Origin of the sequence: Paenibacillus sp. V4I9, assembly GCF_030817295.1 — a bacterium.
GTDB lineage: Bacteria > Bacillota > Bacilli > Paenibacillales > NBRC-103111 > Paenibacillus_E.
On the sequence record NZ_JAUSZE010000001.1, the window covers coordinates 561792 to 573086 of the forward strand.

The window sequence follows — 11295 nt, forward strand, 5'->3', positions numbered from 1 at the left end:
TACCACTTCGATCAAATCAAATGGAATTTCTCCCGTTAATTTCAGTCATTTTCTTTGAAATCATCAAAAACAGTTGTTTTTACGGTAGGTTTTCCATCTAAAATGTGTTTTCAAAGAGGAAAGGGCATAATTAGAAGCAGATTTTCCAGTTAAATTGTGTCGACCATCCATTCCCATGGAAAACCATTTATCTGGACAATCACAGTAAATGGGGTGAACTGCATAGGTTACGTAAGCCGATATCTGTCTCCGGCGGTGAAACGATTTTCGGATTATGTGCAGCTGACTTTTACTTGAATATCCTTTCCTTAACGGATTGACCACTAACTCTTTACCACTCATCCTACTAAAAGTATAATAGGTTTAGAACAAATGTTCTGGGATTGGAGTGGAGAAATAATGAGTATTAGTAATCGTGAGAATAAAAAGATAGCCAACGTATTGGCTAATGCCTTACTTAGCCAGCAATTTATTAGTATAAAGATTTATAATGAGACTGGGGATGGGCAAATTACAGGTCTAATAACCATAATTGATCAAGAGATAAGAAGAGTAAAGCTATCCCACGAAAATGGTACGGATTGGGTAGCATTTGACGATATCTTGAATGTAGAATTGGTGGAATAGTACTTTTGCAGGGACACGGCTAAAGGAAGGCATGCTGGGAGCTAAGCATGTCTTTTTGCTTTGGTTCGGTCTCAAGACTGAGTGTGATTTCATCCCCGGGCTTGAATGAATGATAATTTCGTCGTTATATAATGAAAACACGAGTATTATTCAGCTTGGAGACTAGGTTGTATGCGTTGTTTCTACTGGTGAAGAAAAGGGGATGGAAATGGATATAGTAAGTGCAAAAATAAATTCGAACTTTCGGGATTCGTTTACCCATTCAACTGCAGTTTCGAAGGACGGAACTACAATTGGATACCAAAGTATAGGTAAGGGTCCGAGTCTCATTGTAATCCACGGGGCGCTTAGTACTTCGAATGATTTTACTAAGTTTGCCCAAGAATTGTCGGATTCCTTTACAGTCCATGTTATGGATCGACGTGGACGTGGATGGAGTGGACCACAAGGGATTAACTATACCATCAATAAGGAATGTGAAGATGTAAAAAGCGTACAAGAAGCAACGAAGGCAACCTATGTATTCGGTCATAGCTACGGTGGGCTTGTAGCTTTGGAGGCTGCGCGAACCCATACCTTTAAGAAAATGGCTGTCTATGAACCTGGCGTTTCAATTAAGTCGACACCAACGGAATGGGATTGGCTGCCTGAATATGAAAAAGACATGAATAAGAAAGATTTTAGGGGGGCATTTGCCAGCTTTGTAAAGGGTGCAGCTCACTCGCCCTTAAAAAAGTTACCGAAATGGTATGCAAAGTTTATTTTACGTTTGGTAATACGCGGAAATCATTGGAATCAAATTGAAAAACTATTGCCAGAAAATTTAATAGAGCACAGAGAAGTGAAACGCCTGGCATCCACTTTCAGTAATTACCAAATGATTGATACGAATGTCCTTTTAATTTCTGGGGGGAAGAGTCCAGATTCTGTGCATCAAATGATTCGAGTATTGGACGAAACCATTTCACTAACACAAACGTTGATTTTACCAAATCTAGATCATCTCGCTCCGGATAATAAATACGCACCGGTTGAAGTGGCACAGCATGTAAAGCGGTATCTTCTAAGTTGAACTTCGGTGCCTAAATTAACCATATTATTGTATAATCAAATAAACGTTTTGAAAGTGAGCTGAAAGCTGATGATGTGGTCACCATTATTTGAAAATGATGTACCTGCAGGTACAAAATGAATAAAACCTTATTAGGGTCGTTATATTTATCACTCGCTGCTAGTATTTGGGGTGGGATGTATGTGGTGGTAAAAGTTGTGGTAGACGTTGTACCACCACTTGTATTAGTATGGCTTCGCTATGTTATTGCGATTTTTGCATTGCTAATTATTGGCGTTGTAACCAAACAATCATGGCGGATTGAAAAACGACTGGCCATTAATTTTCATTATTGGGCTTGTTGGAAATACAATTTCTATCATTACCCAAGAAGTGGGTACGATGCTCTCTAATGCACAAATGGGCGCCATTATTACTTCAACGACACCTGCCTTTATGGTGCTGTTTGCGCGTCTCATTTTAAAAGAAAAAATTACATTTAAAAAGTCAATTTCTATTGTTTTAGCCACATTCGGTGTGTGTATTATTGTTGGAAATGCCCATATTGATACATCTCATCAACTTGGTGGCGCATCACTGCTTATTGCAGCACTAACATGGTCACTAATGTCTGTTCTTATAAAACGTGTACCGAAGCAATATTCACCAATTGTCGTAACGAGCTATGCTACTCTTGTGGCAATCGCCGTACTAACACCTTTTACAATTAGTCGATTAGATGAGCTCGATTTTCAAGCCATGATGCATCCATCTATTTGGGGTGGTCTTTTATTCTTAGGAGTTATTTCGACCGCATGTGGTTTTTTACTGTGGAATCGTGGATTGCAAATGCTGAACGCTTCAAGTGGCGGATTATTCTTCTTTTTCCAGCCTATAGTCGGTACTTTTTTAGGGTGGCTATTACTAGGTGAGCAAGTTGGCCTGTCTTTTGGGATAGGTACCGTATTAATCTTTATTGGTGTACTTTTGGTCATCCGACCTAAACGGGAAACGAGAGCTTAACAACTAAGATAACGAGGCTGCCGCGCAAAAGAATCGGTAGCCTCGTTCCGTTAACAACGTGGCACAAGAAATAAAGGAATATCAAAAGGGAGGAACTAACCTTGGCCAACGCCATCATAGAAGTTGACGGACTCGTCAAAAGGTATGGGAAATTCACCGCGGTGAATGGCATTCATTTTAAAGTGAGTGAAGGGGAAGTATTTGGACTGCTCGGGCCAAATGGGGCGGGCAAAACGACAACGATGGAAATGATCGAAGGTTTGCGGCGACCGGATGAAGGGAGAGCACTTGTCGCAGGCTTCGATACGAAAAAAGATTTGAAAAAGGTCAAGGAAATCATCGGCGTACAGCTCCAATCGACGTCACTGTTCGATCTGCTTCACGTTCACGAGATCATCCGCATGTACGCAAGCTTTTATCCAAGCTCAGTGCCAGTCGAGCCGCTGCTCGACGACATGATATTGCGCGAAAAAAAGAATGACCGCGTCAAAAACTTATCCGGTGGCCAGAAGCAGCGACTCGCCATTGCGTTGGCGCTCGTGAATGATCCGAAGGTGGTTTTTCTGGATGAGCCGACAACCGGACTCGATCCTCAAGCCCGACGTACGTTGTGGGATATCGTGCTCCGCTTGAAGGAGCGCGGTAAGACTGTGGTGATCTCAACGCACTACATGGAAGAGGCTCATGTGCTTTGCGACCGTATCTGCCTCATGGATAAAGGACAAATCGTTGCGTTGGATACACCGGAGCAGCTCGTGCGCAGCCTGCAGTCAGACAGCGCCATCGAGTTTCGCATGCCGGAGCAGATCCGAGAAGATGAGGCACGAAAGCAGGAAGTGCTGACGCTTGTCCAGTCATTGCCTGATGTGAAACAAGTTGATCAGCGTAAAGACACGTTTGTGTTGTACACGGATCATTTGCAGAATGCGCTAACTGCATTTGTACAACAAACTGCAGAGCAAAACATCCGGGTTTCTGATCTGCAAACGCGCACGGCAACGCTTGAGGACGTGTTTATCCACATGACGGGAAGGAGCCTGAGGGAAGAATGAAAGCGTATCGTCAATTGACCTTAGCCCAGTTACGACTTTTTGGGCGAAATCGGCAAGTATTATTTTGGACGCTCGTTTTTCCGATCTTTTTCATGGTGATGCTAGGTTCATTCTTAGGAAAAGGGGACAGCACATCGCTCTCCGTCACCGTTATCGACCAAGACCAGACGACTGCGTCGAAGGCACTTCTATCCTCTATGAAGCAGCTATCCATATTAAAATTAACTGAAAGCACAGATCTCAATGCTGCGATGAAAGATCTTAAGCATGGCGATCGGCAGCTTGTCGTCGCCGTTCCCAAAGGGTATGAAGCTGCTGTGAGCGCTAAATCCGCCTCTATGCAGGGCTCCAAACTCACCGTCTACTACGACGAGACGAGCCAAACAACCAATCAGATCGGGCTTCCCATCATGTCTCAGATCGCCGATGGTATTAGCAAGCAGATCGTGGGTTACACACCTGTCGTCACGATTCAATCACAGGCGGTCCAATCTCTTAACCTGAAGTATATCGACTTCCTCGTCCCAGGCATCGTTGCTATGATGATTATGAGTAACAATCTGAACGGCGTCGCCGGCCAAATCGCATCTTGGCGCGAGCGGGGTATCCTTCGGCGTCTTCAGAGTACGCCGCTCCAACCGCGGAGCTTCATTGCCGCGCAAATCACCGCCCGACTGCTGTTGAACGGCGCGCAGGCGATGATCGTGCTGCTAATCGGCAGCCTGATTTTTGGAACACAGGTGAATGGTTCGTGGATACTTCTGCTAATGTTCGTGATACTCGGGACACTTACTTTCATGTCGATCGGCTTTATCATCGCCGCACTCGCCAAAACGCCGGAAAGCGCTGGCCCGATTGCCGGTTTCGTCTCCTTCCCACTTCTTTTTCTAGGTGGCGTCTTCTTTCCGATCAAAAATATGCCTGACTGGCTGCAGCCCGTAGTCAAGTTGCTGCCGATCTCGCATCTGTCCTCAGCACTGCGCCAAATCATGAATGTCGGAGCATCGCTTGCCGACGTGTGGCGTGAAGCCGCGCTGCTTGGCGGCTGGATGCTTGTAGCCTTCATTATCGCCAGCCTAACATTCAAGTGGGAGTAACGAAAAATAACGATATGATGTTAACAATCGATTGAGGGTGAAATGGAATGATTTTGTCTTGTGAATCAAATTTTCTAGAAGATTATCTAGTAGAAACTGAGGAAGTTGATTATAGTCACCTATCTATTAAAGAAAAAGCAACAGAATTATATAACGAATCGGATAACGAAGATGATTTTGTGAAAAGAGCTTATGAATTTGTTCGTGATGAAATATCTCATTCTTGGGATATTCAAAGTACACGAATTACATGTAAAGCCTCGGAAGCACTATTCTTTAAGGAAGGTATTTGTTACGCTAAGTCTAATCTGTTATGCGCCATATTAAGAAGCAAAGGGATTCCAACTGGTTTTTGTTATCAACGACTCACAATAGGTGACACACCAGATACAGGGTATTGCATCCATGCCTTAAATGCAGTTTACCTTAAATCCATAGGAAGATGGGTTCGCCTAGATGCACGTGGAAATAAAGTTAATGTTAATGCGGAATTCTCCAAAGATGAAGAAAAGCTGGCTTTTTCGGTACGGGAAGAATACAACGAAGTGGATCATCCAGAGATATATAAAGGGCCAAGCTTAAAAACAATTAATGCATTAAAGCAAAATACGGATTGTATACAGATGTTTCTTCGTGGTTTACCGTCTAGTTTATAGTCAAAAGTATTCATGTATACTTTGCTTTTTATTGGGCAATAATATTGGTGATTGCGTTAAAACGGAAAAGAAAGAAAACCTGTTTACCGGATAATGTTCGTTGTTAAAAAATTGTATCCATATTGGAATTGAAATTGAATGAAGTATCGCCTGCAATATGGTTAATTTCTCCTTTCAGGTAAGACGCAAGAATGAAGAAGCTGAGATCAATGATCCAGCTTCTTTTTTATTAAATTGCAAGCGTTTCATATTGGAGGAAAAGATGATCAAGGATTGGATCGGAACTATAATTTGTTGGATAATTTCTTTAATAGCCATCGCTTACGGTTTTTATCTTACGAAAGAAGTACATAAAAAGAAAAGCGTTGTTGATTATGCACTTATGCCAAGTTTGTTTAATGCTTCATCTGATACTTTTATAGGATGGGTTTTCGGAGCTATTGCTGGAATAATATTCGGTCTATTTGTGGGACTATTCTTCAAAATATTGCCTTGGTGGTTGGCAAGAGGTATTCATTTTGCGATTGGAATTGGGTTTTTTGCATTAGGATTTTATTTATTAAATATACAGTAATATTATGGGCAGTGAGTGTTCATTTCGTTAAAATTTTCATTAAGGTATCAACCTCTAACAGCCAGCCTTTATTGGATTGCGTTTCCTGCAGCATGAGTCCAGTTATGACGGTGAAATAGAGGATCAACAGCTCTTGAGGATTACCTTGACAGAATTCCCCTGTTTGTTGACCTTTGATGAATATAGGAACCAGTTTATCAATTGTATCTCTGGGAGAATATTGATTGACCATTTCTTTGGCTTTTGCAGGCACCTCATCCGACTTTTGTACTTGTTGAAGCAATAAGAAAAAATGTTTATGACTCTCATCAAGCATTCTTTTTGTTAAAGTTCTTATTTGTTCTAATGGTGTACCTGGTAGTTGATGAACGTTGTTAATCGCCGCTTGGGCTTCTTCGATCGCTTCCTGTACGAGTACTGAAAAGATTTCTTCTTTGGAGTTGAAATAGCGGTAAGAAAGTCCTTGGCTAATACCGGCTTCAGAAGCAATCATGCTCATTTTCGTACCAGCGATTCCTCGTTGAGCGAATATTTTAAGAGCTGCTCTCTTAATCTGTTCTCTGCGTTCATCGTGAGTGCGATCAGGGGATTGTTCGTGTAGTTGTGTCAACGTTATTCACTCTCCAATTAGGTTCCTTTGTGACAACTATCTGTTAGAGTCTTCGAATTCCGATCTGTTCTTCGCTTACCATCCATAATCGTTTTGTGTCGTCAAGGTTTTGAGCGGGAACAGACGGAATTGTTTTTTTCCTGTCGGTGTAGTAATAACCATTATGACCAGTCACTTCGTCCGAGTCTGCTAACCACACCAAAGTTTCGGCACCTTTCTCCGGACTGCGGGAAAACAATTTCATCACGGCCATAGTCATACGGGCTAAGAGTCCGTTGTTTTGATTGAAGTTCGTGGAAACAAGACCAGGATCAAAGCAGTAGGCGCTGACTCCGGTCCCCTCTAGCCGCCTCGCCAATTCAGTGGTGAACTGGATATTGGCGAGCTTGGTCTCAGCGTAGCGAAATGTAGGACCACCAATAAAATTTTGGGGAAAGCTATAAAGTTGTTCCGCAGTGAAATCATCAAAGTTGATACCCTTCTTGGCCATCTTGTGACCATGGGATGCGGTTGTGATAACACGGGCATGCTGGCTTTCCTTCATACGATCAAGGAGAAGCGTAGTCAGAAGGAAAGGCGCCAGATGGTTTACAGCCCAAGTCATCTCCATACCATCGTCGGTTAATTTCCGCGTTTCGAACAAGGCGCCGGCATTATTGACCAGAACGTCCACTCTCGGGCATTTGGCCAAAATGTCAGCTGCAACATGACGTATGGACTTTTGTGAAGCCATGTCAGCCAAGAATATGTCCACAGTGGTTCTTCCACCGGTTGATGCCATGATTTGAGCCGCTACTTCATTTGCTTTAGCTTGATTACGAGCTACGATTCCTATGTTTGCCCCCCGAGTTGCAAGCTCGTTGGCCGCGGCCAACCCAATGCCGCTTGTAGCCCCAGTAATCACTACATATTTGCCTTGTACTGTCCACTTACTATTCGTAATCATTCTCCCCATTTTATTCCACCTCTCAAATAATGAATGAACCGTTCATTTACTAATATCTTAATTTAAGCTCTGTGTACTGTCAATAGGGAATCACCTAGCTTTATGTAAGCTCATAAAGAAGCCTGTGAAGTTTTCGTAGAAATCGCAAAAGGAAAAGACCTTAACACCGGGTGTGTACCGACGTTAAAGTCTTATTCATGTTTTGCCAACAATTCGCCTATGTCGTGTATTGAAAGTACCAACCTTTTGTCGCATATGTGAGCATGCCACAATCTGAATGAAACCTATGCAAATCACCTGTTCTATCCCGGCTTCACTTTAGATTCAACAGATACTCCTAAATCGACTGCGCCGTTATTACCAGCAGCAAAACGGTCAATTACGTCGAGCGATAAGTGATCTATCACAAGTTGGCCGTAGTGCGCATCCTGTACGATGCCGTTGTCGTCGATCAAGAATTCGGCCTGGATGCGATAGAAGTTGGATCCTTCCTCCGGAGTCAAAGCAAAACCTTCAGCCGCATTTCCGAGGGCATTCCCGGCAAAAGTTTGCGCTCGGGCGTCCCACATCGAGATGGTTTGATTCCCGTGGTTCTTTTGCGATTGTTGCCAGGCTTGATCCCACGAGGAGCAATCCTTAATGTTAACAGTTATCATGATACTCACCCTCTTTATTTGTTTGCATTTCAAAAAAACGATTCCTACCACATCGGTGCTCCTTCTAATTTGAACTTGGTGAACCTACGACTCTTGCAATTGCCCTGACTCCCGGCGCCGCCGACTCATGAATACCAAAGATAATGCAATTACCGTGAGGATAATCCCAAGCACTCGAAATCCCCCGAAGCTGAAGTTACCTCCCATTACGATGCCTATCAACAATGAAGAGAGAATGGTTCCCAAGTATCTTGATGTATTAAATAATCCGGATGCTACACCGATTATTTCTTTTGGAGAACTATTGAACAATGCCGCTTGCATACCGACATTGTTCAACCCGTTGCTAATACCGAATGCAGCCAAAGCCAAACACACACTGATAACCGGTGAAGTTTGACTCAATGTTACGAGCCACACCGACCCAAGTGTCATAAGTATTGCGGACACGAGCAATGCCGGCTTGGGTCCTGATTTATTGATCCATCGTCCTGCTATTGGAGAAGTAACTAGCGAGCACAAGCCTAAGCTAAGCATGAGAATCCCTGTTTGGAACTCGCTGACATGACGTACCATTTGCAAGTAGGACGGAAGCCCGAAAAAGAGCGAGTAAAAAAGTATGTTTACGAGCATGAATTCGACATTAACCCAAGTCATCGCAGGATATTTGGCGAATGTGCGCAAAGGAATAAAGGGTGACTTCGCTTTTAACTCATGTCGTACGAAAGCCCCCAGTAGAGCGAGGCCTATCAGCCCGACAATAACATTACTTAATGAGATTTGCCCAGATGATTTTGCTGAGAGTAAGGAGGCGAGCAGGGCAACCAGACCCACTGTGAAGAGCAGGATCCCTGTCGCATCAATCAAATCAAACCATTTACGAAAGGACATGCCCCGTGCAACGGATGTTGATGGTTCGTCCTTAGGAATATTCCTCCAAGAAAATAGAAAGCTCGCCACCACGAACGGAATATTGACGAAAAAGATAGCAGGCCAGCTCCACCAGTGAGTCAAGACCCCGCCAATAAAGGGTCCAATGGCTGCCGCTCCTGATAGGAATATGGACAAAACAGACAGCGCAGTCCCTTGTTTCTCCGTAATATGAATTCGAACAATGGCCATTCCAACCCCAACCATCATGCTTGTTCCGATGGATTGCACAATGCGGAACACGATGAGCCACCCAAAGTTTGGTGATAGTGGAGCTAATAATGATGCAACGAAGGCTACAACAAGCCCGGTAAGAAATATCTTCCTGCGACCGAATAAATCGCTGGCCTTTCCCATGACAGGTTGAGCAATTGCACTCGCAATGTAGAAAGAAAAAATAATCCAGGAAACAACTGTAAAGTCAAGTTGGAACACATTTTGCAGCCTTGGAATAGCAACAGAAACCATTGAAGAATTTAATGGGTTCAATAGTATCCCAAGGCCAACGGAAATCATCAACCACCTGCTGCGAGCATTCATTTTTGGTCACTCCTCAAAGTGTATTGATGTCATCGTACTTGAAATCGATTATTTATTCCAATGCATTTTATGTTATGATTTCATTGACTTGAGGGAATGAATGGAGGGTGCAAAATGGAACTTCTTCAACTGCAATATTTTCTCGCGGTAGCTCGTTTGGAACATGTGACCGAAGCTGCACGAAGTCTGCACGTAACTCAATCGTCACTAAGTAAAACGATTCAACGCTTGGAGGAGGATTTAGGGGTCCCTCTATTCGATCGAATAGGGAGGAAGCTGCGATTGAATGAGTTCGGAAGCAGATTCCTTCGCCGTGCAGAAAGGGCGTTGTTTGAATTGGAACAGGGGAAGCAGGAGCTTAGCGATTTATCCAGCCCGGAACATGGCACACTCGAATTGGCGGTGACCACCGCAAGCACGTTGCCAAGTATCCTTCGAGAGTTTCGGAAAAAGCGGCCCGATATCCAATTTCATGTGCAAATGCTGACCACGCAGGAAATGGTTACACTTCTTCATAGAGGAGAGGTCGATTTCTGCTTGTCCTCACCTTCTATACAAGGGGATGACATTGAATGTCAAATCGTGTTCTTCGACCCAATCCTTGTAGCTGTTCCAAAGGGGCATCGGCTGGCAGACCGAAGCAGCGTATCCTTGACAGAACTAAGGGATGAATGGTTTGTTGGTGTAAAGAGAGGCTACGGTACTCGCGATCTAGTGGACTCTATATGCAAATCGGTTGGATTTGTACCTAAATATGTGTATGAGGGAGATGAACCTGCAAGGCTAAGCTCTCTTGTGGAAGCAGAAATTGGCATAGCCTTCATACCAAGCACGGCAAGGAATTCACGGGAACACATCAAATATCTCCAAGTTGAGAATCACGAATTGGTACGGGAGATCGCTTTATTATGGCACAGGAGTCGGTTCATTTCGCGGGCTGCAATGGAATTCCGTGAGGTAGTTGTAGAATATTTTGGATCGATATCCAAACAGACAATTTAGTCAAACTGCACAACTAATACTGATTATAAGATCCAATCCTTCGGCACATACTGAAGGATTTTTTGTTTTGCTCAATAATGGCAATGATCATATTCCTGGAGCTATATCCATACCGCTTGGCGAACTGCGCAACAAAGGCTTCCAAGCATACAGGTTGGAGGAGGGGGTGCACACGAATGGAAACAACATACGGGTAACCTTCACTAATCAGATAGTACTCGCCTCGAAAATCATGCAGGAGCGCGCAGCAACAGTAAAATTACATGGAGCTTGGACAAGACGCCGCTCGAGGTCGTCTCCGATAACAAAGGTGTGACCGGGCTGAAGGTGAAAGATAATGCGACCGGTGCTGAAGAAGTCATCGAAACTGACGGTGTTTTCGTAGCGATTGGCCATAAACCGAATACTGGCTTTTTGTATGGCCGCAATCGACTGCGAGAAAGTTCATGGAGTACGAGGCGTCACCGCAAATCATGTATAGTTTCATTCGCAACTTTTAAATCTAGCTTGCGTCTTATATCTGGGTGATTA

The 11295-nt window shown here is 43.7% G+C and carries 11 protein-coding genes and 2 pseudogenes; 9 read left to right on the forward strand and 4 right to left on the reverse strand.

Annotation, left to right across the window (positions count from 1 at the left end; translation table 11 throughout):
* Positions 1 to 399: 399 nt before the first annotated feature.
* The 7 genes and pseudogenes from QFZ81_RS02675 to QFZ81_RS02705 all read left to right on the forward strand — a co-directional run bounded on the left by QFZ81_RS02675 (position 400) and on the right by QFZ81_RS02705 (position 6080).
* On the forward strand, positions 400 to 627 hold the full coding sequence (locus QFZ81_RS02675) for a YolD-like family protein (protein ID WP_307448495.1): 228 nt from the start codon (positions 400 to 402) through the stop codon (positions 625 to 627).
* Positions 628 to 835: 208 nt separating this feature from the next.
* Entirely contained in the window at positions 836 to 1699 is an 864-nt protein-coding gene (locus QFZ81_RS02680; protein WP_307448491.1) for an alpha/beta hydrolase, read from the forward strand.
* Positions 1700 to 1815: 116 nt separating this feature from the next.
* Positions 1816 to 2701 (forward strand): annotated as a pseudogene (locus QFZ81_RS02685) (DMT family transporter).
* 101 nt (positions 2702 to 2802) lie between these two features.
* Positions 2803 to 3753: an ABC transporter ATP-binding protein gene (locus tag QFZ81_RS02690; RefSeq protein WP_307448488.1), complete on the forward strand. Its 951-nt coding sequence runs from the start codon at positions 2803 to 2805 to the stop codon at positions 3751 to 3753.
* The gene (locus QFZ81_RS02695; RefSeq protein WP_307601337.1) at positions 3750 to 4850 is read left to right on the forward strand and encodes an ABC transporter permease; all 1101 of its coding nucleotides are present in this window, start codon (positions 3750 to 3752) and stop codon (positions 4848 to 4850) included. Before QFZ81_RS02690 ends, QFZ81_RS02695 begins: the two co-directional genes overlap by 4 nt.
* A gap of 47 nt (positions 4851 to 4897) precedes the next feature.
* Positions 4898 to 5506: a transglutaminase-like domain-containing protein gene (locus QFZ81_RS02700; protein ID WP_307601339.1), complete on the forward strand. Its 609-nt coding sequence runs from the start codon at positions 4898 to 4900 to the stop codon at positions 5504 to 5506.
* A gap of 262 nt (positions 5507 to 5768) precedes the next feature.
* The gene (locus tag QFZ81_RS02705; RefSeq protein ID WP_307601341.1) at positions 5769 to 6080 is read left to right on the forward strand and encodes a hypothetical protein; all 312 of its coding nucleotides are present in this window, start codon (positions 5769 to 5771) and stop codon (positions 6078 to 6080) included.
* 19 nt (positions 6081 to 6099) lie between these two features.
* Here the strand turns inward: QFZ81_RS02705 and QFZ81_RS02710 are convergent, their stop codons facing one another.
* From QFZ81_RS02710 to QFZ81_RS02725, 4 genes are all read right to left on the reverse strand, one after another.
* The gene (locus QFZ81_RS02710) at positions 6100 to 6690 is read right to left on the reverse strand and encodes a TetR/AcrR family transcriptional regulator (RefSeq protein WP_307448475.1); all 591 of its coding nucleotides are present in this window, start codon (positions 6688 to 6690) and stop codon (positions 6100 to 6102) included.
* A 43-nt stretch (positions 6691 to 6733) separates the two neighbouring features.
* Entirely contained in the window at positions 6734 to 7645 is a 912-nt protein-coding gene (locus QFZ81_RS02715) for an SDR family oxidoreductase (RefSeq protein ID WP_307601343.1), read from the reverse strand.
* A gap of 293 nt (positions 7646 to 7938) precedes the next feature.
* Complete coding sequence (locus QFZ81_RS02720; protein ID WP_307448468.1) at positions 7939 to 8292, reverse strand: hypothetical protein; 354 nt, start codon at positions 8290 to 8292, stop codon at positions 7939 to 7941.
* A gap of 84 nt (positions 8293 to 8376) precedes the next feature.
* Positions 8377 to 9762 carry an MFS transporter gene (locus QFZ81_RS02725; protein WP_307448466.1) on the reverse strand — a complete coding sequence of 462 codons (1386 nt, stop codon included), beginning with the start codon at positions 9760 to 9762 and terminating at the stop codon, positions 8377 to 8379.
* Positions 9763 to 9876: 114 nt separating this feature from the next.
* Here QFZ81_RS02725 and QFZ81_RS02730 point away from each other — a divergent pair, with 114 nt between their 5' ends.
* Together QFZ81_RS02730 and QFZ81_RS02735 are read left to right on the forward strand one after the other, a co-directional pair.
* Positions 9877 to 10764 carry a LysR family transcriptional regulator gene (locus QFZ81_RS02730; RefSeq protein ID WP_307448463.1) on the forward strand — a complete coding sequence of 296 codons (888 nt, stop codon included), beginning with the start codon at positions 9877 to 9879 and terminating at the stop codon, positions 10762 to 10764.
* 240 nt (positions 10765 to 11004) lie between these two features.
* Positions 11005 to 11205, forward strand: a pseudogene (locus tag QFZ81_RS02735) (thioredoxin-disulfide reductase); the annotation flags it as partial.
* Positions 11206 to 11295: the final 90 nt, after the last annotated feature.

Coding starts and splice junctions, on each gene's coding strand:
- QFZ81_RS02695 (WP_307601337.1), top strand. CDS start 3,750: ATGAAAGCGTATCGTCAATTGACCTTAGCCCAGTTACGACTTTTTGGG.
- QFZ81_RS02715 (WP_307601343.1), bottom strand. CDS start 7,645: ATGGGGAGAATGATTACGAATAGTAAGTGGACAGTACAAGGCAAATAT.
- QFZ81_RS02705 (WP_307601341.1), top strand. CDS start 5,769: ATGATCAAGGATTGGATCGGAACTATAATTTGTTGGATAATTTCTTTA.
- QFZ81_RS02720 (WP_307448468.1), bottom strand. CDS start 8,292: ATGATAACTGTTAACATTAAGGATTGCTCCTCGTGGGATCAAGCCTGG.
- QFZ81_RS02730 (WP_307448463.1), top strand. CDS start 9,877: ATGGAACTTCTTCAACTGCAATATTTTCTCGCGGTAGCTCGTTTGGAA.
- QFZ81_RS02680 (WP_307448491.1), top strand. CDS start 836: ATGGATATAGTAAGTGCAAAAATAAATTCGAACTTTCGGGATTCGTTT.
- QFZ81_RS02700 (WP_307601339.1), top strand. CDS start 4,898: ATGATTTTGTCTTGTGAATCAAATTTTCTAGAAGATTATCTAGTAGAA.
- QFZ81_RS02675 (WP_307448495.1), top strand. CDS start 400: ATGAGTATTAGTAATCGTGAGAATAAAAAGATAGCCAACGTATTGGCT.
- QFZ81_RS02725 (WP_307448466.1), bottom strand. CDS start 9,762: ATGAATGCTCGCAGCAGGTGGTTGATGATTTCCGTTGGCCTTGGGATA.